Source organism: Pseudomonas sp. W15Feb9B, assembly GCF_000828175.1.
Lineage (GTDB): Bacteria > Pseudomonadota > Gammaproteobacteria > Pseudomonadales > Pseudomonadaceae > Aquipseudomonas > Aquipseudomonas parakoreensis.
On sequence record NZ_JTKF01000007.1, the window covers coordinates 210617 to 230182 of the forward strand.

Genomic DNA, 19566 nt, shown 5'->3' on the forward strand with positions numbered 1-19566 from the left:
TTCAGTCCTTGGTGACCCGGTTGATTTCTTCCAGGCTGGTGATGCCTTGCATGGCCTTGTGCAGGCCCGAGGTGCGCAGGTCGTCGAAGCCGTCGCGACGCATCTGGCTGTCGATTTCCAGCGAGTTGCCTTCGGCCATGATCAGCCGCTGCAGCTCGGAAGTGTTTTTCACCACTTCATAAATCCCCACGCGTCCCTTGTAGCCGCCGTTGCAGTGATCGCAACCGACCGGCTCGTAGATCGTGAAATTGCCGATCTGTTCCGGCGGGAAACCTTCCTTGATCAGCGTTTCGCGGGGGATTTCGATCGGTTTCTTGCAGTGGTTGCACAGCTTGCGCGCCAGGCGCTGGGCGATGATCAGGCTCACCGAGGTGGCGATGTTGAACCCGGGAATACCCATGTTGTGCAGGCGGGTCAGGGTTTCGGCGGCGCTGTTGGTGTGCAGCGTGGACAGCACCAGGTGGCCGGTCTGTGCGGCCTTGATCGCGATTTCGGCAGTTTCCAGGTCGCGGATCTCGCCGACCATGATCACGTCCGGATCCTGCCGCAGAAACGAACGCAGGGCCTGGGCAAAATCCAGACCCTGTTTCGGATTGACGTTGACCTGGTTGATGCCTTCCATGTTGATTTCCACCGGGTCTTCGGCGGTGGAAATGTTGATGTCGACGGTGTTGAGAATATTCAGGCCGGTGTACAGCGATACGGTTTTCCCCGAACCGGTCGGCCCTGTCACCAGAATCATGCCCTGCGGCTGCTTGAGCGCCGCCATGTACAGGTCTTTCTGCGCCGGTTCGTAACCCAATGCATCGATGCCGATCTGCGCGCTGGACGGGTCGAGAATCCGGATCACCACTTTTTCGCCCCACAGGGTCGGCAAAGTGTTGACCCGGAAGTCGATCGACTTGGTCTTCGACAGGCGCATCTTGATCCGCCCGTCCTGCGGTTTGCGCCGCTCCGAGATGTCGAGGCTGGCCATGACTTTCAGGCGTGCGGCGATCCGTCCGGCCAGTTGAATCGGCGGTTTGGCCACCTCGCGCAGGATACCGTCGGTGCGCACCCGCACCCGGAAGTTTTTCTCGTAGGGTTCGAAGTGCAGGTCGGAGGAGCCACTCTTGATCGCGTCGAGCAGCATCTTGTGCACGAAGCGCACGACCGGCGCGTCATCGGCGTCGAGCCCGCCGATGGCGTCCTGGCGGCTGTCGTCGACGGACTCGACATCCATGCCGTCGAGATCGACGTCGGCCATGTCCTCCAGACCGCTGGCGTGGGTGTCGAAGAATTTCTCGATGGCCTCGGTGAGCTTGTCGTCCTCCACCAGAATGGCTTCGGTGCTCAGCCCGGTGCTGAACTGAATGTCATTGATCGCCTGATGATTGCTCGGGTCGGAAATGCCCACGAACAGCTTGTTGCCACGGCGCCACAAGGGCAGGGCGTGATGCTGGCGCACCAGTTTTTCACTGACCAGGCCTTTGGGCTGGGTTTCCTTGTCCAGGCAATTGAGGTCCATGAAGGCCATGCCGAAATGCTCTGAAGCGATCTCGGCCACCTGTGAGCTCTTCACCAGTTTGTTTTGCACCAGATAACTGACCAGCGACAGCCGATTGCGCTGCGCCTGTTGCCAGGCCTGCTGGGCGCTTTTTTCCGTGAGCAGTTCGGCCTGTACCAACTGCTTGGCCAGACCGCTCAGAGCGATGTCATTCATGGGGATTCCGGAAGCTGACAGTTCATGACTTATAGCCTAGTCAAGTGACAGCGCCAAACACCCTCTCTGCAGGTGACAAAAAGTGTCAGATAGTGCGGTTAGAGGTTGTAGGAAAGCGCGATATCGCGTGTTGAAGCCCAGCGCACGGGGTCTGCAAGCGGTTGGCACGGCCTATGCTGAGCCCTTTGCAGATCATGAGATTCCGACTCATGCATGGAGAGCCTGTCTATGAACAACCAAAAGGGTTTCACTCTGATCGAGCTGCTGATCGTGGTGGCGATCATCGGCATTCTGGCGACCATCGCCCTGCCGCAATACTCCAAATACCAGGCCCGTTCGAAAGTGACAGCGGGTCTGGCAGAAATCAGCGCGCTCAAAGTGCCGTTTGAAGACACCATCAATCAAGGTACGGATCCGACGCTGACACTGGTGGCGGGCGGCGCTTCCGCGACCACGTCGAACTGCACACTGGCGGCCTCTGGGACGGCCTCGACCGGTGCCGGCACCATCACGTGCACACTGGTGAACGCACCGGGTCCGGTATTGGGTAAGACAATCACGCTCACCCGTTCAGGCGCTGCAACGGGCAGCACCTCTGGCGTGTGGACCTGCGCAACCACCGTCAACCCTGACTACTCGCCAAAAGGTTGCACTGCCAGTGGCACTTGATGCGAGGGCCTGAATGGCAAATGCCCCGATCTTCGGGGCATTTTCATTTCCAGAGCAGTAAAAAAAGCTTCAATAATTTCAGCCATTTAGGAACTTTCCAAAAAACCGCAACTTGCATGTCGATAATCCACGCGTCATGCAAATTGCATGATTTCGAAAATTTATCTAATTCATAACTTATTGATTTATAACGATTTATTGTCTTTCGAAAAGTTGGCACAGCGTTCGCAATATACCCAGTAACCCTGCTGACAAGACAACCAGCAGACTTTCCAGAAAAACAGGAGTTACTCGTATGAAGAAGTTCGCTATCACTGCCGCTGCTGCTACCGCGCTGACCCTGACCATGGCTTCCGGTGCTTTCGCACAATCCACCCAGGCTACTCAGGCTCCAATGACTCTGGCTGCTGGTGAAATGACCAAGGCTAAAGAAGCTACTTCCGATACCTGGATCACTACCAAAGTCAAAAGCGACCTGGTAACCGAAAAAGGCATTCCTGGTACCGACATCAAAGTCGAAACCAACAAAGGTGTGGTTTCCCTGTCTTCTGACGTCGCTGTCACCGAAGCTCAGAAAACCACCGCTGTGAACATCACCAAGAAAATCAAAGGCGTCAAAGCGGTCTCCGCTGACGGCCTGAAAGCCGAGTAAGGCAGGACTTCTCGCCTGGACCGGGAGAAGACGCGACAGACGGGCCGAGCAATACGTCTGCCGCAACTTTAGAGTTCATGCGAACGGTCACACGGATGTGACCATTACGGGCCCCGGCACTTGTGTCGGGGCCTGTTCTATTGGGTAGAAGCAAAAGATCGCAGCCTCCGGCAGCTTCTACAGTGGAATGCATTTCCCTGTAGGCGCTGCCGGAGGCTGCGATCTTTTGATCTTTCAGTTACCGCGCTTGCTGTTGATCTGCCGCAGGCGATTGCCTTCAAAGCGCAGGTATTGATACATGCCGTTGCTCGGGCCGTAGGTCCATTCCTCGACCTGAAATTCTTCGCGGCGGTTGGCGCTGCGCTTGTAGCCGAGGACATCGCGGCTGACCGGTTCGCCGCATTTCTGCAGCACTTCGCTGGCACGGTCGCCGAGACTGACCAGTTGGCTGCCACAGCGCAGCGTGTCGGAGGCCAGCGCAGGGCTGGCGGCGAGCAGCAGCGTCAAAGCCACCCGCCATTTGCGGTTCATCATTCGGCGTCCAGGTGCATTTGCGTCACGACCCGGCCATCGCTCTCGGCCTCGCCCAGATTGGCATCGATGAAGTACACCCGGTCATCGGCCAGTTGGCCCTTGTCGACGAGATAGTCCTTGATGCTGCTGGCGCGTTCCTGACCCAACTGGCGCAGCAGGACATCGCTGGAGCTCCAGAACTTGATCACGCCGTCACGCATTTTCGCCGTGCGTTCTTCCTTGCCCAGATCCTTCCATTCGGCCGGCGGCTGGGTTTTCAGACGCGTGCGGTAGATGCCTTCGAGCAACGGGCCTTTCTCGTTCTCCGGCACTTGCAGCAGGGAAGCCTGGGCCGGCACCTTGTCGCCACGGCGCTGGAGCATCTTGTAGTAGTTGTACTGGTATTCGCGTTCCAGACGCTGTTCGGCCAGCAGCGGACCGTCGCTGCTTTGCGCGGCGGTGCCTTCGATCTCCAGGCGCAGGGCCGGACGTTCCTTGAGCGCCTGGGACAGTTTGTCCAGCGCTGATTCGGCGTCTTTGCTCAGGTCGCTCGAACCTGGGGCAAAGGACACGGTGCCGAGGTCTTCAGAGCCGCCGCCACTGACCAGCCCGCCAATCAGCTTGAACGGCGCGGCAGCCGCTTTGACGATCAGATTGCGCAGGGTCTGCCAGACAATCGGCATTACGCTGAATTGCGGGTTGTTGAGGTCGCCGGTGACCGGCAATTCGATGGAAATCTTGCCATCGACGTCCTTGAGCAGGGCAATCGCCAGTTTCAACGGCAGGCTCACGGCATCCGGGCTGTCGACTTTCTCGCCGAGTTGCAGCTGCTCGACCACCACTTTGTTTTCAGCCTTCAACTGGCCCTTGGTGATCAGGTAGTGCAGGTCGAGATTGAGCCGACCCTTGCGGATGCGGTAGCCGGCGAATTTGCCGGAATACGGGGTGAGCGTGGTCAGTTCGACGCGTTTGAAACTGGTAGCGATATCGAGGCTGGCCATCGGGTCGAACGGATTGACCGCACCTTTGATGGTCACCGGCGCATAGCGGTCGACCTTGCCCTTGACGTCGACGCTGGCCGGTTTCGCCTGACGGCTGTCGATGGTGCCGATCTGGCCGTTGAGTTGCTGGATTGCCGTGGCGAAGTTCGGGGTCAGGCTGAAGTCGGCGAAGTTGGCCGAGCCGTCATTGATCGCGATACCGCCAATGTGAATGCCCAGCGGTTTCGAGTTACTGGCGGGTTTGGCCGCTGCCGTTTTCGCCCCGGAATCGGCAGGTTGCGGGATCAGCAAATCATCAATGTTGGTGGTGCGGTCATCGTTGATCATGAACCGCACATACGGCTGGAACAGGTTGACCTTGTCGATCGACACACTGTCACCGTGTTGATAGTTGATGCCTTCAACCACCACTTGCTGCCATTTGAGGAAGTCGCGGGTTTTCAGGGTGTCGAGGGTGTGCAGTTGATCGATCTGCGCGCGCCCGGTAACGCTGAGTGCCAGTGGCTCGGTGCTCTTGAGGTTGACCTTGAGGTCACTGCCGAGCATGCCGCTGCGCAATTCCAGGCGAATGAACGGATTGATGTAGGACTGCGCGACACGCAGGTCGATGTCCTGGGTCTTCACGTTGAGCTGGGCGGTAACCGGTGCGAGGTTGACCACGCCGTCGGCGTTGATCTTGCCTTGTTTGCCCAGACCGCTGTCGAGCCTGACCTTGAAGGGCGAACCGTTGAGGCTGTCGAAATCCTGCAGGTCGATATTCAGCGGCGTCACATCCAGCGCCACCGGCGGGTTGGCCGAACGGTCGGCGAGATGCACGGTGTAGTTGCGCAGTTGCACATCCTTGAGCAGCACCTGCCAGGGCTTGCTCGGCGCGGCCGGCTCTTTCGGCGAGTCGGCGGCGGCCGGAGTGGTCTTGGGTTCGGCGGCGGCCTTGGCGGCAGGTTTTGACGGCTGACTGGCGAACAGTTTCTGCCAGTCGAGCTGGCCGTCGGCTTCGAGCGCGGCCCAGGTTTCCAGTTTGTTGCTGCGGATCTTGCCGACCACTACCTGCTGTTTGGCCAGGTCCAGCGAGGTCTCGCTGACATCAAGGCGTTCGAGTCTGGCGAGCGGACGTCCGTCCGGCGCCTTGATTGCGAACGGCGCTATGTTCACCGCGACGTTGTTCAGCAGCAGTTCGGTTTCTTTCGACAGATTCAGTTTGTACTCGGTGCTGAGGTTGATCACGCCGTCTTCGAGCACCAGCGGCAGGGCGTCACGCACATAGGGCCAGAAGGATTTCATCTTGCCGTCGGTGACTTTCAAGGTGCCTTCAGAGGTGAACGGGATCAGGCTGAAGTTGCCTTTCCAGTCGATCTGCCCACCGGCCGGGCCGGCAGCCACCAGGGTCATGTCGGCATTGTCTTCGGGCAGGGTGCTGAGGTTTTTCAGTTCGAAGTCGAGTTTGTCGTAAAGGAACTCGATGGGCTCGCTCGGCCGCGCGTCCTCGAAATGCACGTTGCCGCCGGCCAGCTGAATGCGATCGATGCGCAGCGGGAACGGCTTGGCATTCGGATCGGCCGGGGTCGGTTCGCTGGCGGGAATCTTGAACAGGCCCAGCAGATTGAGCTGGCCGTCCTTGGCGAAGAGGATTTCGGTCTTGGGCTTGTCCAGCTCGATATCGGCCAGGTGCAGCGCCTTGGTCCACAGACTGTCGAGTTGCAGGTTGGCGTACAGCCGCTCGAAGCCGACTTGCTCCTTGCCCGGCTCACCGACGACCAAGCCCCACAGGGTGACTTCCAGGCTGAACGGATTGAGTTCGATGCGCTGGATATGCGCCGGCACCGTGGCGTAGTTCGCCAGTTGCTGGTTGGCAATGCGCAGGGCGACGCCCGGCAAAATCAGAAACCCCAGCAGGCTGTAGAGGGCCAGAGCAGTCAACAAGGCGCCAATCGCGCGGATCAATCCTTTGGGCATGTGCGGCTTCATCTGTCTGAATCGGAGTGCCTTGGAGTATGGCACGCGATTCTGGTTCCGAAGTACATCGTGGGGGACAGGATTGTTCAGATTGTTCTGTAGGACCAAGACACTGTGGGAGCGAGCTTGCTCGCGAAGGCGGCGGATCAGTCGAGAAATATGCTGACTGACGCGCCGCCTTCGCGAGCAAGCTCGCTCCCACATTGGATGGTTGCCAGTCCCGCAGGGGGGGTTACAGCTGCAGGATCAGGGTTTTCAGCGGTGGCTGTTGGTCCAGCGACGGGAAGTCCGCGCCCGGGGTCATCACGCTCCATTCGCGCACCGGTCGCCCGGCCTTCTCTGCACAACGCAGGACCTGTTCGCGCCAGTCGTCCATGCTGACTTTCGCCAGGTTGTTGCAGCAGATCAGCACGCCGTTGTCGGCGGTGGTCAGCAGCGCCGGTTTGAGCAGGCTTTGGTAGTCGCGCAGCAGGTCGACGGTGCCGAACGCGCTCTTGGCCCAGGCCGGAGGATCGAGCAGCACCAGATCGTATTGGCGCTGTTCGAGGCGCTGATAGCTCGGCAGTTTCTGCCCGCGCCGCTGGCTGATCGGCAGCCCGGCGAACTGACGGATCGCCGGGAAATAATCGGACTGGATAAATTGCATCTCGGGCAATTGCGGGTTGAGCAGGCCGTTCTCACGGCCGACCGCCAGATTGCCTTCGGCGAAATCCAGATTGCACACCTCGCGCGCACCACCGGCAGCGGCACTCAGGCCAACGCCGCAGGTGTAGGCAAAGAGGTTGAGCACGCGCTTGCCCTTGGCGTGATCCTTGACCCAGCCACGGGTGTTGCGCAGGTCGAGGAACAGCAACGGATCCTGTCCGGCATGCCGCCCGCGCACGCGGTAGTTCAGGCCCCACTCATGACCGACCAAATCCACCAGCGCGGCCTCGTCGGCTTTGTAGACACTGTCTTCGCGGTCAATCCGCGAGTTGCCGCGGGAGCGGTCGTTGTAGACCAGCAGGGTGTCAAACCCCAGGGTCTGGTTGACCAGGGCGTGCAGTTGCAGCAGGTCGTCACGTTCCAGCGTCTGGTGAAAGCTCTGCACCAGCAGTTGCGGGCCATAGCGGTCCACCGTCAGGCCGCCGGCGCCTTCCTGGCTGCCGTGGAACAGCCGATAGCAATCGGTGCCCTGGCTGTGCAGCTCAGCGAGCAGATCCTGGCGTTGGTCGAGGGCGGCGCGCAGCGCCTGATTCAAGGAAGACATGCGTGCGCCTTGCTGGTGAGAATGTGGGCGCGGGAGTTTAGCATTGTGCAGCTACAGATGCCCTGAGCCATTGCTCAGACCTGTGGCGAGGGAGCTTGCTCCCGCTCGAGTGCGAAGCGCTCGCAACATTTCGAGAGTCGCTGCGCAACCCAGCGGGAGCAAGCTCCCTCGCCACAGGTTCTGTGTATAGATCAGATCAACAGACCCATCCGTCGTTTGGCTCGCTGCACCGAACCATTGCGCATCGCCCAGCGCAGCATCGGTGCACTGCGCTTGACGCTGGCGCGGATCAGCTGGCGTTGCAGCGGATTCTGCCGTATGCCGAACATGGCGCTGGCCCAGTCCGGCAGCAAGTCTATGCCGGCCTTCATCATCAGGTCGCCAAAAGGTCGGGCCAGCACGCTTGGGGCCGGGGCGTCGAGCAGCAGGCGCAGGACTTCGCGGCTGCGCTCATCACAGAGCAGTTGCGGGCGCAGGCGTTGCAGATAGTCGGCCACGGCCTGACGTGATTTCGGCACGTCCTGCGCACCCAGGCGCTCGGCGACCACGGCGATTTCTGCGTAGTAGCGATCCTGATCCGCCCCCGACAATTGCGGGTTGCGGTAACGCAGATGCGCGGCAAGAAAGTGACTGACCTCGGCTACGTGCACCCAGGTCAGCAGGTCCGGATCGCTGGCCGCATACGGTCGGCCGTCCGGCGCGGTACCGACCACTTGCAGGTGAATGGTGCGCACTTTGTCGATCAGCCATTCGGCGTCCTTGCGCGAGCCGAACGTGGTGCCGGAAACGAATTGACTGGTGCGGCGCAAGCGGCCGAGCATGTCCTGACGAAAGTTCGAATGATCCCAGACCCCGGCCAGCGCCAGCGGATGCAGGGCTTGCAGCAACAGCGCGCTGATGCCGCCGATCAGCATGCTGCTGAAATCGCCGTGCACTTGCCAACTGATCGAGTCGGGGCCGAACAGCCCGGGATCGCCCTTGGGGTTTTCCAGATCGAGTTGACCGAGGGACAGCCCGGTCAGGCTCATGAGTTGGTTTTCGATACGGCTGCGGATGAATTCCATGACAACTCATTGGTGATGAACGGGCGCGGCCGGGTGACCGCGCCACGGATGTTACTGATTGAGGCGCTTGTCGATCAAACCCTGCACCACGCTCGGATCGGCCAGGGTTGAGGTGTCACCGAGGCTGTCGAGTTCGTTGCAGGCGATCTTGCGCAAGATGCGCCGCATGATCTTGCCTGAACGGGTTTTCGGTAAGGCCGGCGCCCACTGGATCAGGTCCGGTTTGGCGAAGCTGCCGATCTCCTTGCTGACGTGGGCGAGCAACTCTTTCTTCAGATCATCGCTCGGCTCGAAGCCGTTCATGGGAGTGACGAAGGCGTAGATGCCCTGGCCTTTGACGTCGTGCGGGTAACCGACCACGGCGGCCTCGGCAATGCTGTCGTGCAGCACCAGCGCGCTTTCCACTTCGGCAGTGCCGATGCGGTGGCCGGAGACGTTGATCACGTCATCGATACGCCCGGTGATCCAGTAGTCGCCGTCCTCGTCGCGGCGTGCGCCGTCGCCAGTGAAGTAATAGCCGGGGTAGGGTTTGAAATAGGTGTCGACCATCCGTTGCGGGTCGCCGTAGACGCTGCGGATCTGCGCCGGCCAACTCGACTTGATCGCCAGCACGCCGCTGCCGGCGCCTTTGATTTCCTTGCCGTGCTCGTCGAGCAACACCGGTTGCACGCCGAACATCGGCTGCGTGGCGCAACCCGGTTTGATCCGCTGGGCACTCACCAACGGGCTGAGCATGATGCCGCCGGTTTCGGTCTGCCACCAGGTATCGACAATCGGGCAGCGCTGTTCACCGACCACGTTGAAGTACCATTCCCACGCCTCCGGGTTGATCGGCTCACCGACACTGCCGAGCAGTCTGAGGCTTTGGCGCGACGTTTCCTGCAGCGGTCCGGCACCTTCGCGCATCAACGCGCGCAGGGCAGTCGGCGCGGTGTAGAAGATGTTGACGTGGTGTTTGTCGATCACCTGCCAGAAGCGCGAACTGCTCGGGTAGCTCGGCACGCCTTCGAAGATCAGTGTGGTCGCGCCGTTGGCCAGCGGGCCGTAGACGATGTAACTGTGGCCGGTGACCCAGCCGACGTCGGCGGTGCACCAGAACACTTCGCCCTCGCGGTAATCGAGCACGTACTTGAAGGTCATCGCCGCTTGCAGCAGGTAGCCGCCGGTGGTGTGCAGCACGCCCTTGGGTTTGCCGGTGCTGCCGGAGGTGTAGAGGATGAACAGCGGATCCTCGGCGTCCATTGGCTCCGGCGGGCAGTCGTCGCTGACGTCACGCACGGCCTGGTGATACCAGAGGTCACGGCCTTCGACCCAATCGACCTTGCCTTGAGTGCGTTCGACCACGACGACCGTGCTGACGTCCGGGCAACTGTGCAGGGCCTTGTCGACGTTTTGCTTGAGCGGTACGAATTTGCCGCCGCGCACGCCTTCATCGGCGGTGATCACCGTGCGGCAGTCGGCGTCGAGGATACGGTCGCGCAAGGAGTCCGGGGAAAAACCACCGAACACCACCGAGTGAATCGCGCCGATCCGCGCGCAGGCGAGCATCGCGTAGGCCGCCTCGGGGATCATCGGCATGTAGATGCACACCCGGTCGCCTTTTTTCACGCCACGGCTTTTCAGGACGTTGGCCAGGCGGCAGACATGATGGTGGAGTTTTTTGTAAGTGATCTGTGCCGATTCGGCAGGGTCGTCGCCTTCCCAGAGAATCGCGGTCTGCTCGCCGCGTTGTGCGAGGTGGCGGTCGATGCAGTTGTAGCTGACGTTCAGTTGGCCGCCGGCAAACCAGGACGCTTCACCGGTTTTCAGGTCGTAGCGCTGAACGGTCTGCCACGGTGTGCTCCAGTCGAGGAAGCGCGTGGCCTGTTCGGCCCAAAAGGCGCTGGGGTGTTCAATCGATTCGCGGTACAGACGCTTATAGTCGTCCTGACTCAACTGCGCAGCCCGGCGGACGGCATCGGCTTTGGGGAACGTGCTGATATCGAACATGACGGTTCCTTATTCTTGTTGTGCGACAGGAATAAAGATGCGCCGAGCGGCCTGGAGGTTCAAGTCATCCCTGAAACAACTGCGGGAGCGAGCCTGCTCGCGAATGCGCTGTATCAGCCACAAAGATGCTGAATGACACACCGAATTCGCGAGCAGGCTCGCTCCCACATTGGAAATGGCTTGCCCACAGGATTTGTGGGCAAGCCATTCACCTCACCCGCGGTGACGACCGCGGAAGTAGTTGATCAGGCCTTGGGTGGAAGCATCGTCAGCTATGGTTTCATCGCTGCCGACCAGACGGTTGTAAACGCCTTTGCCCAATTCCTTGCCCAGTTCCACGCCCCACTGGTCGAAGGCGTTGATGCCCCAGACCACGCTCTGCACGAACACTTTGTGCTCGTACATGGCGACCAGCGCGCCAAGACGACGCGGGCTGATGCGCTCGACCACAAGGGTGTTGCTCGGGCGGTTGCCCGGAATCACCTTGTGCGGTGCGAGTTTGCGCACTTGCTCTTCGCTCATGCCTTTTTCGCGCAGTTCGGCCTCGGCTTCCGGCAGGGTCTTGCCGAGCATCAGCGCCTGGCTCTGCGACAGGCAGTTGGCGTACAGCCACTGATGGTGATCGGAGACCGGGTTGAAGCTGACGATCGGCACGATGAAGTCGGCCGGGATCAATTGGGTGCCCTGGTGCAGCAACTGGTGATACGCGTGTTGACCGTTACAGCCGACGCCGCCCCAGATCACCGGGCCGGTATCGGTCGACACCGAGGTGCCGTCCTGACGCACGCTCTTGCCGTTGGATTCCATGTCCAACTGTTGCAAGTGCTTGGTGATGTTGCGCAGGTAGTGGTCGTACGGCAGGATCGCGTGGCTTTGCGCGCCCCAGAAGTTGCCGTACCACACGCCGAGCAGGGCCAGCAGCACCGGCATGTTCTGTTCGAACGGTGCGCTCTGGAAATGCTGGTCCATGGTGAAGGCACCGGACAGCAGTTCCTTGAAGTTGGACATGCCGATGGCCAGGGCAATCGGCAGACCGATGGCCGACCACAGCGAGTAACGACCGCCGACCCAGTCCCACATCGGGAAGATGTTTTCTTCGCGGATGCCAAACGCGACGGCTGCCGCGTTGTTGCTCGATACCGCGATGAAATGGCGATACAGCTCGGCTTCCGAACCACCCTGCGCCAGATACCAGGCACGGGCGGCTTGAGCATTCTTCAGGGTTTCGAGGGTGTTGAAGGATTTCGACGAAACGATGAACAGTGTGGTTTCGGCGCGCAGCTTCTGCGTCAGCTCGTGGAATTCACTGCCGTCGATGTTCGCCAGGTAATGGCAGCGCACGCCTTTCTGCGCATAGGACAACAATGCTTCGGAAACCAGCTCAGGGCCGAGGAACGAGCCACCGATGCCGATGTTGACCACGTCAGTGATCGGCTTCTCGGTGTAACCACGCCACAGACCGTCGTGGATGCGGCCAACCAGATCGGTGATCTGGTTCAGCACCTTGTGCACTTCCGGCATCACGTTGACGCCATTGACCGACAGCTTGTCGCCCACCGGGCGGCGCAGGGCGGTATGCAGCGCCGGGCGGCCTTCGGAGGCGTTGACGATTTCGCCGTCGAACAGCGCTTTGATCGCGCCTTTCAGATCGACTTCATTGGCCAGGCCCACCAGCAGGTTGCGGGTCTCGGCGTTGATCAGGTTCTTCGAATAATCGAGAAACAGGCCGCAGCTGCTGAGCGTGAATTGATTGAAGCGCTGCGGATCGGCGTTGAAGGCCTCGCGCATGCTGAAATCCTGCATGGCTTGGCGGTGATCTTTCAACGCCTGCCAGGCAGGCAGAGCGGTAACGTCATGAGGAGTGCGGTAGTACGCCATCGCTGCGGTTTTCCTTTTTACTTGAACGGCCTTTTGAACACAGAACAGACCGATACGCCCTGGTTGGGCGAGGGTCAAATGCGTCGACACGATTTTTCAACGCAGGGCGAATACAGTAAACCTCGCGCTGCGATCTGTCTTGACTTCTTCTGACCTGTTCCCTGTACTTTTTTAACATCAATACCGGGAACGGGCCGACCAACGGAAGGGGAGTGGCGCCTCGAAGCGGCTCAGGCGAGCTGAACCGGAATCGCGTTGCTGGTGTGGCTCAGCTCATTGCCCGGGGCCATGTACAGCATGCGCGGTTTGAAATTGACCAGTTCCGCTTCGCTGTAATGGGCGTAGGCGCAAATAATCACGCGGTCGCCGACCTTGGCCTTATGCGCGGCTGCGCCGTTCACCGAAATCATCCGCGAACCTTCTTCGCCACGAATCGCGTAGGTGGTGAAGCGCTCGCCATTGTCGACGTTGTAAATCTGGATCTGCTCGTATTCACGGATGCCGGACAAGTCCAGCCACTCGCCATCAATGGCGCAGGAGCCTTCGTAATCGAGTACCGCATGAGTGACTTCGGCGCGGTGCAGCTTGGCCTTGAGCATGATGGCTTGCATGAGGAATTTCCCGGGTTGGAAACGAACGGCGGGCAGTGTGCCCGAAGGCTTTGGGGGCGGCAATACAACGCAAAAGATCGCAGCCTGCGGCAGCTCCTACATGGACTCATGTGTAGGAGCTGCCGCAGGCTGCGATCTTTTGATCTTGCTTTAAACGGGGGTATCGAGGTTCAGGTGCAGGTTGTCGATCAACCGCGTGGTGCCGAGGAACGCGGCCACCAGAATCACCAGATCGCGGTCTTCAGCCGTTGCCGGACGCAAGGTCAGGGCGTGGCGGATTTCCAAATAGTCCGGGCGCAGGCCGGCGGCCTCCAGCTGTTGCACTTGAGCGGCGATCAGCGCCGGGTAGTCGCGCTCGCCTTGCTTGATCGACTCGGCGATTGCGCTCAGGGTCCGATAGACCACCGGGGCCACCGCACGCTGGTCTTCGCTGAGGAAACCGTTGCGCGATGACAGCGCCAGGCCGTCGGCGGCACGCACGGTCGGTTCGCCGATGATCTGGATCGGCATGTTCAGGTCATGCACCAACGCGCGGATCACCGCCAGTTGCTGGAAATCCTTCTGACCGAAGATCGCCAAGTCCGGCTGCACCATGTTGAACAGCTTGCTGACCACCGTCGCCACACCTTCGAAGTGCCCCGGACGGCTGGCGCCACACAGGCCTTCAGACAGTTGCGGCACGCTGACCCGGGTCTGCCCGGCCATGCCGTCGGGGTACATCTCTTCGACGGTCGGGGCGAACAGCAAATGGCAGCCGGCTTGCAGCAGCTTTTCCTGATCCGCCGCCAGGGTGCGCGGGTACTTGTCGAGGTCTTCGCCGGCGCCGAACTGCAGCGGGTTGACGAAGATGCTGGCAACCACGAAGTCCACGCGCTGTGTGGCTTTGGTGATCAACGCAATGTGACCGCTGTGCAGGTTGCCCATGGTCGGCACGAAGCCGATGCGTTTGCCTTCACTGCGGGCGCGGGCCACGGCGGCACGCAATTCGCGTACGGTTTTGACAGTGTTCATGCAGAGAATCCGTGTTCGAGGCCTGGGAACGTAACGCCTTTGACTTCGTTGACGTAGGCCTTCAGGGCGGACTGGATGCTGTCCTGACCCTGCATGAAGTTCTTGACGAATTTCGGCACGCGACCGGTGATCGACAGGCCGAGCATGTCGTGCAGCACCAGTACCTGACCGTCGGTATCGCTACCGGCGCCAATCCCGATGACCGGAATCTTCACGGCCTGGCTGATTTCCGCCGCCAGTTCGCTCGGCACGCATTCGAGCAACAGCATGGCGGCCCCAGCCTGTTCCAGCGAGATCGCATCGGCACGCATCTGCCGCGCCTGGTTCTCGTTGCGGCCCTGCACTTTATAGCCGCCAAGAATGTTCACCGCCTGTGGGGTCAGGCCCATGTGCGCGCAGACCGGCACACCGCGTTCGGCCAGCAGGCGGATCGACTCCGCCAGCCACAGCGCACCTTCGACCTTGATCATGTGCGCGCCGGCCTGCATCAGCGTGGCGCTGTTGGTCAGGGTTTGCTCGATCGTGGCGTTGGCCATGAACGGCAGGTCAGCCAGGATCAGGGCGTCGGTGTTGCCGCGTTTGACGCAAGCGGTGTGATAGGCCATTTCTGCGATGGTCACCGGCAAGGTGCTGTCGTGCCCTTGCAGAACCATGCCGAGGGAGTCGCCCACCAGCAGCACTTCGACACCGGCCTCGTTGCAGGCGTGGGCGAAGGTCGCGTCATAGCAGGTCAGCATGGTGATCTTTTCACCTTTCTGCTTGAGGCTCTGGAGCGTGGTCAGGGTGATGGCTGGCATGTAAAAAATCCTCGTTCAGGCGCTCTGGAAACTACTGCGAGTAACGCGCGTGATTCTTCGTCTACTCAGGCGCACGGTCTTTTGTCGTGCTTATAAGGCCTGGATTGCGCCCGTATGTGCCGGGTTGGCGGCAGCGGGACGCCTATAGTCGTGAGGAGAACCTAGGAAGTCAATTGCGTGTGTTACCGCATTGTTACGAGGGGAGTGTTACCGGCGTTACTGATGCGATTCAGCGGCACGGCGGAGCTGATTCGGCGAGTTTTGTCCGACAAAATCCAGCGTATGCAATAAACCCATGTGGGAGCGAGCCTGCTCGCGAAGGCGGCGGATCAGTCAACGCAGTGTTGAATGACACACCGCCTTCGCGAGCAGGCTCGCTCCCACAGGGGATTGTAATCAATCTGTCGGGAGGCGTTCCAAGCCTACGAACGGGCAGGCGGCGAGCAGGTCAGCCAACGTGCGGCCATCGGCCAGGCGCAGATCGGCGGGAGCCAGTTCGGCCAGAGGATAGAGCACGAATGCCCGCTCCTGAATCTGGTAGTGCGGGACTTTCAGTCGCGGCTGGTCGATCAGGCGATCACCGAACAACAGGATATCCAGATCCAGCGTACGCGGCCCCCAGCGCTCCAGGCGCTCCCGACCTTGATCGTTTTCGATGGCTTGCAGGGCATTGAGCAGGTCGAGCGGCGCGAGATCACTGTCGAGGGCAGCGACCGCGTTGGTGTAACGCGGTTGTCCCGGCAGCAGTGAATCGCTCTGATAGAACGCCGAAACACCAGCAAGGGAAGTTTGCGGCAATTGCCCCAGCGCATTGAGCGCGCTGCGCAGTTGTTCGGCCGGGTCAGCGAGGTTGCTGCCCAGACCGATATAGATGCGTTCCATGCCTTATTCGCCCGTCGAGCTGGAAGCCCCGGCACGCTTGCGCTTGGAACCACTGCTGCGGCGACGTTTGCGTGGCGCACCGCTGGCGTCATCACCTTTGCCGCTGAGATCGCGGATCATGTCGCGACGTTCGCTGTCGTTGGCGTCCTGATAATCCGTCCACCATTCGCCCAGACCGTCGGTTTCCTCGCCAGCGCTTTCCCGCAGCAGCAGGAAGTCGTAACCGGCGCGGAAACGTGGATTGTCCAGCAGCAGGTCGGCGCGTTTGCCGCTGCGGCGTGGCAGACGTTCCTGCATGTCCCAGATCTCGCGGATCGGCATGGTGAAGCGCTTTGGAATGGCGATGCGCTGACACTGTTCGGCGATCAGCTCATGCGCGGCTTCCTGCATGGCCGGAATCGGCGGCATGCCACGCTCTTGCAGGCGCAATACGCGGGCCGGCAGGGCAGGCCACAGCAGGGCGGCAAACAGGAACGCCGGTGTGACCGGTTTGTTCTGTTTTATGCGCAGGTCGGTGTTGGTCAGCGCTTCGCTTATCAACGTGTGGGTGTATTCCGGGTTGTATTCCAGGGCGTCGGCACTGGCCGGGAACAGTGGGGCAAACAGTTGCAGATCGACCAGCATCTCGAAGGTGATCGCGCCGTGGCCGGAGAGGAACAGCTTGAGCACTTCCTCGAACAGGCGAGCGGACGGGATCTCGCGCAGCATCGGCGCCAGGTCGCGGATCGGCTGCACGGTGTGCTTCTCGATGCCGAAATTCAACTTGGCGGCGAAACGCACGGCCCGCAGCATGCGTACCGGATCTTCCTGGTAACGCTGCTTCGGATCGCCGATCAAACGGATCAGGTGATTACGGATGTCGTGTACGCCGTTGGCGTAATCGAGAATGCGCTCGCTGACCGGATCGTAATACAGGGCGTTGATGGTGAAGTCGCGGCGTTGCGCGTCTTCTTCCAGGGTGCCGTAGACGTTGTCGCGCAGAATCCGTCCGCTCTCGTTACGCGAGGACTGATTGCTGTCTTCGTCGTCTTCATTGACCGGGTGATTGGCGCGGAAGGTCGCGACTTCAATGATTTCGCGACCGAAATGGATATGCACCAGCTTGAAGCGGCGACCGATGATCCGCGCATTGCGGAATTCGGCTCGGACTTGCTCGGGGGTAGCGCTGGTGGCGACGTCGAAATCCTTGGGCGTGATGCCCAGGAGCATGTCACGCACGCAACCGCCGACCAGATAGGCCTGGTAGCCGGCGCCCTGCAAGCGTTCGACGATATTCACCGCATAGCGGCTGAATTGCCCCTTTTGCAGCGAATGTTGGCCGCTGTTGAGCACTTCAGGAGTGCTGCGGATGTGTTGCGTACGACGCACGGGTGTTCGGAATGACTGGAACAGCTTCTTCAGCATGGGATGCACTGTTTGAAGGAATGTTCGGCCATACCAAAGAATGACCGCATGATGGGCGCAGATTCTAGCATTTAGTCGGGGGATGGTGTAGGACGCAGCAGATTTGCGCTGCAAGCCGCAGGCTACAGGCATCGGGCAGGGTCGAAACGGAGGTTTTTGCCGAAAGACAGAAACTACAAGGGGAGCCGAAGCTCCCCAAGAAGTAGTTGCGTGCTCTTTTTATTATTGATTCGGGCTTCTTGTTTTTGTTGAGTGCCCTCGCCATGAAGCTTTTCCTTCATGACCCTCCCAATCGGGAGCCAAGAGCAAACGGATTGCTTTGGTCGCTGTGTTGCAGTGATCTTGCGATCCAACCAGTACAGGCTCTGTCTTAGGACAGTTTTTGTTGTTCTCGGCCTGGTCGTGGGGCTAGCCCCAAATACAACGCCTCTCCAAAAGAATCAGTTAGCTGCGCCTCTCGCCGTCTTGTTTTTATTGTGCGTGAGTCGATTCGTCTTATTTTTATTGTCTTGTGCATTGCTTGTTATTGTTCTTGTACCAAACATATAGCAGGTGCCGTGCCAACTTTTGCGAAGCCCAATAAAACAAGGGGTTAGGTCGATATAACGGTTTTCTCGGGGCGAAAAAAAGCCGGGGTTTCGTTACCGATAACCCCGGCTTCTGTTACGTGAAAAAGCTGAGGTAACAGTTTTTTCACGTCTTCAAGCGTTACCCGCACACTCGACAGGTAACGTTCAGCTCTCGCTGGTGACCCCGGTCTTGCGCCGTGGAATGCCCAGGCGCTGACGACGTTCCCACAGACACTTGCGGCTGACGCCCAGTTTGCGCGCCAGTTCGGTCTCGGTCATGTGATCCTGATGCTCAAGCACAAAGTGCTGGAAATAGTCTTCCAGCGACAGGTCTTCCGTCGGCTCATGGCTGCTGTTGCTGGTGTTACCCGCGGTTTGCGCGGGCAAGCCGATGAACTCGTCGTCTTCCAGGTCGCTCAACTCGATGTCGATACCCAGCAGGTCGGCGGAGATTTCCGGGCTTTCGCTCAGGATCACCGCGCGCTCCACGGCGTTTTCCAGCTCACGCACGTTACCCGGCCAGGAATAATGCCGGATGGCTTGTTCGGCATCGGCGGCAAATTTCAGGTCGGTACGGTTGATGCGCGCACTCTGGCGGGCGAGAAACGCCGTGGCGATTTCGTTGACGTCGGCGCCACGTTCGCGCAACGCCGGCAGTTTCAGGGCAATCACGTGCAGGCGGTAATACAGGTCTTCACGGAACTGGCCGATTTTCGCCAGGCTCTTGAGGTCGCGGTGGGTCGCGGCGATCAAACGCACATCGACCTTTTGCGACTGCACCGAACCCACGCGGCGAATCTCGCCTTCCTGCAGCACGCGCAGTAGGCGGGCCTGGGCTTCCAGCGGCAGTTCGCCGATCTCGTCGAGGAACAGCGTGCCGCCGTCCGCCGCTTCCACCAGACCGGCGCGCCCGGCGCTGGCGCCAGTGAACGCGCCTTTTTCGTGGCCGAACAGTTCGGACTCGATCAGGCTTTCCGGGATGGCCGCGCAGTTCACCGAAATCATCGGTGCCTTGGCACGCTTGGACAGGTTGTGCAGGGCGCGGGCCACCAGTTCTTTACCGGTGCCGGACTCGCCCTGGATCAGGACATTGGAGTCGGTCGGCGCGACCTTGCGGATCTTGCTGTACAGGTCCTGCATCGGCGGGCACGAGCCGATGATGCCGATCTCGCCGTTGCTGTTGTCGACAGACGATTTGCCGCCACCATTGCTCGGTTTGCCGGCAAGCGCTTCGCCGGCGGCAGGCGCCGACTGGTGATCACGCAGGATCCGCGCAACCGCCTGAAGCATTTCATCGTGATCGAAAGGTTTGGCGATGTAGTCCACCGCGCCCATCTTCATCGAGTCGACCGCCGAGCGCAGGCTGGCGTAGCTGGTCATGATCAGCACCGGCTTGCCCTGGCCGAGCTTGATCAGCTCGGTGCCGGGGGCGCCAGGCAAGCGCAGGTCGCTGACGATCAGATCGAATGTGGGAATAGTGAAGCGTTCTTGTGCTTCCTGCACTGAACCGGCTTCGCTGACCTGGTACTGGTTGCGTTCCAGCAGGCGGCGCAAGGCGGAGCGGATAATGGTTTCGTCTTCGACGATCAAAATGTGCGGCATTGATTCGATACTCTCGACGG

The 19566-nt window shown here is 60.2% G+C and carries 15 protein-coding genes; 2 read left to right on the top strand and 13 right to left on the bottom strand.

Annotated elements, in window-relative coordinates:
- Position 1: 1 nt before the first annotated feature.
- Positions 2-1702, bottom strand: a complete 1701-nt coding sequence (gene pilB, locus OC71_RS05515; RefSeq protein WP_041065369.1) for a type IV-A pilus assembly ATPase PilB — start codon at positions 1700-1702, stop codon at positions 2-4.
- Between the two features lie 228 nt (positions 1703-1930).
- Here pilB and OC71_RS05520 point away from each other — a divergent pair, with 228 nt between their 5' ends.
- Complete coding sequence (locus OC71_RS05520; RefSeq protein ID WP_041065372.1) at positions 1931-2371, top strand: pilin; 441 nt, start codon at positions 1931-1933, stop codon at positions 2369-2371.
- A gap of 295 nt (positions 2372-2666) precedes the next feature.
- Positions 2667-3023, top strand: a complete 357-nt coding sequence (locus OC71_RS05525) for a BON domain-containing protein (protein ID WP_007963876.1) — start codon at positions 2667-2669, stop codon at positions 3021-3023.
- Between the two features lie 234 nt (positions 3024-3257).
- Here the strand turns inward: OC71_RS05525 and OC71_RS05530 are convergent, their stop codons facing one another.
- From OC71_RS05530 to OC71_RS05585, 12 genes are all read right to left on the bottom strand, one after another.
- Positions 3258-3554: a DUF2845 domain-containing protein gene (locus tag OC71_RS05530; protein WP_041065375.1), complete on the bottom strand. Its 297-nt coding sequence runs from the start codon at positions 3552-3554 to the stop codon at positions 3258-3260.
- A complete protein-coding gene (locus tag OC71_RS05535) occupies positions 3554-6502 on the bottom strand; it encodes a DUF748 domain-containing protein (RefSeq protein ID WP_041065378.1) in 2949 nt (982 codons plus the stop codon). The genes OC71_RS05530 and OC71_RS05535 overlap by 1 nt, the downstream gene beginning before the upstream one ends.
- Before the next feature lie 220 nt (positions 6503-6722).
- Positions 6723-7739, bottom strand: coding sequence for a class I SAM-dependent rRNA methyltransferase (locus OC71_RS05540; RefSeq protein WP_041065381.1), 1017 nt, complete (start codon positions 7737-7739; stop codon positions 6723-6725).
- A gap of 191 nt (positions 7740-7930) precedes the next feature.
- Positions 7931-8803 (bottom strand): oxygenase MpaB family protein, encoded by an 873-nt coding sequence (locus OC71_RS05545; protein WP_041065384.1) that lies wholly within the window; start codon positions 8801-8803, stop codon positions 7931-7933.
- 51 nt (positions 8804-8854) lie between these two features.
- Entirely contained in the window at positions 8855-10792 is a 1938-nt protein-coding gene (acs, locus tag OC71_RS05550) for an acetate--CoA ligase (protein ID WP_041065387.1), read from the bottom strand.
- 213 nt (positions 10793-11005) lie between these two features.
- On the bottom strand, positions 11006-12670 hold the full coding sequence (gene pgi, locus OC71_RS05555; RefSeq protein WP_041065390.1) for a glucose-6-phosphate isomerase: 1665 nt from the start codon (positions 12668-12670) through the stop codon (positions 11006-11008).
- Positions 12671-12900: 230 nt separating this feature from the next.
- Positions 12901-13281 (bottom strand): aspartate 1-decarboxylase, encoded by a 381-nt coding sequence (gene panD, locus OC71_RS05560; protein ID WP_041065393.1) that lies wholly within the window; start codon positions 13279-13281, stop codon positions 12901-12903.
- Positions 13282-13431: 150 nt separating this feature from the next.
- Complete coding sequence (gene panC / locus OC71_RS05565; RefSeq protein ID WP_041065395.1) at positions 13432-14292, bottom strand: pantoate--beta-alanine ligase; 861 nt, start codon at positions 14290-14292, stop codon at positions 13432-13434.
- Complete coding sequence (gene panB, locus OC71_RS05570; RefSeq protein ID WP_041065398.1) at positions 14289-15089, bottom strand: 3-methyl-2-oxobutanoate hydroxymethyltransferase; 801 nt, start codon at positions 15087-15089, stop codon at positions 14289-14291. The genes panC and panB overlap by 4 nt, the downstream gene beginning before the upstream one ends.
- A 396-nt stretch (positions 15090-15485) precedes the next feature.
- Positions 15486-15971 carry a 2-amino-4-hydroxy-6-hydroxymethyldihydropteridine diphosphokinase gene (gene folK, locus OC71_RS05575; RefSeq protein WP_041065401.1) on the bottom strand — a complete coding sequence of 162 codons (486 nt, stop codon included), beginning with the start codon at positions 15969-15971 and terminating at the stop codon, positions 15486-15488.
- A 3-nt stretch (positions 15972-15974) separates the two neighbouring features.
- The gene (locus OC71_RS05580) at positions 15975-17375 is read right to left on the bottom strand and encodes a polynucleotide adenylyltransferase PcnB (RefSeq protein WP_041065404.1); all 1401 of its coding nucleotides are present in this window, start codon (positions 17373-17375) and stop codon (positions 15975-15977) included.
- 734 nt (positions 17376-18109) lie between these two features.
- On the bottom strand, positions 18110-19546 hold the full coding sequence (locus OC71_RS05585) for a sigma-54 dependent transcriptional regulator (RefSeq protein ID WP_041065407.1): 1437 nt from the start codon (positions 19544-19546) through the stop codon (positions 18110-18112).
- Positions 19547-19566: the final 20 nt, after the last annotated feature.

Excerpts from the sequence above, each read along its gene's own strand:
- OC71_RS05585 (WP_041065407.1), bottom strand. The coding sequence starts at position 19,546 with ATGCCGCACATTTTGATCGTCGAAGACGAAACCATTATCCGCTCCGCC.
- OC71_RS05520 (WP_041065372.1), top strand. The coding sequence starts at position 1,931 with ATGAACAACCAAAAGGGTTTCACTCTGATCGAGCTGCTGATCGTGGTG.
- OC71_RS05580 (WP_041065404.1), bottom strand. The coding sequence starts at position 17,375 with ATGCTGAAGAAGCTGTTCCAGTCATTCCGAACACCCGTGCGTCGTACG.
- panC (WP_041065395.1), bottom strand. The coding sequence starts at position 14,292 with ATGAACACTGTCAAAACCGTACGCGAATTGCGTGCCGCCGTGGCCCGC.
- acs (WP_041065387.1), bottom strand. The coding sequence starts at position 10,792 with ATGTTCGATATCAGCACGTTCCCCAAAGCCGATGCCGTCCGCCGGGCT.
- OC71_RS05540 (WP_041065381.1), bottom strand. The coding sequence starts at position 7,739 with ATGTCTTCCTTGAATCAGGCGCTGCGCGCCGCCCTCGACCAACGCCAG.
- OC71_RS05530 (WP_041065375.1), bottom strand. The coding sequence starts at position 3,554 with ATGAACCGCAAATGGCGGGTGGCTTTGACGCTGCTGCTCGCCGCCAGC.
- panD (WP_041065393.1), bottom strand. The coding sequence starts at position 13,281 with ATGCAAGCCATCATGCTCAAGGCCAAGCTGCACCGCGCCGAAGTCACT.
- folK (WP_041065401.1), bottom strand. The coding sequence starts at position 15,971 with ATGGAACGCATCTATATCGGTCTGGGCAGCAACCTCGCTGACCCGGCC.
- OC71_RS05545 (WP_041065384.1), bottom strand. The coding sequence starts at position 8,803 with ATGGAATTCATCCGCAGCCGTATCGAAAACCAACTCATGAGCCTGACC.
- OC71_RS05535 (WP_041065378.1), bottom strand. The coding sequence starts at position 6,502 with ATGAAGCCGCACATGCCCAAAGGATTGATCCGCGCGATTGGCGCCTTG.
- pgi (WP_041065390.1), bottom strand. The coding sequence starts at position 12,670 with ATGGCGTACTACCGCACTCCTCATGACGTTACCGCTCTGCCTGCCTGG.
- OC71_RS05525 (WP_007963876.1), top strand. The coding sequence starts at position 2,667 with ATGAAGAAGTTCGCTATCACTGCCGCTGCTGCTACCGCGCTGACCCTG.
- panB (WP_041065398.1), bottom strand. The coding sequence starts at position 15,089 with ATGCCAGCCATCACCCTGACCACGCTCCAGAGCCTCAAGCAGAAAGGT.
- pilB (WP_041065369.1), bottom strand. The coding sequence starts at position 1,702 with ATGAATGACATCGCTCTGAGCGGTCTGGCCAAGCAGTTGGTACAGGCC.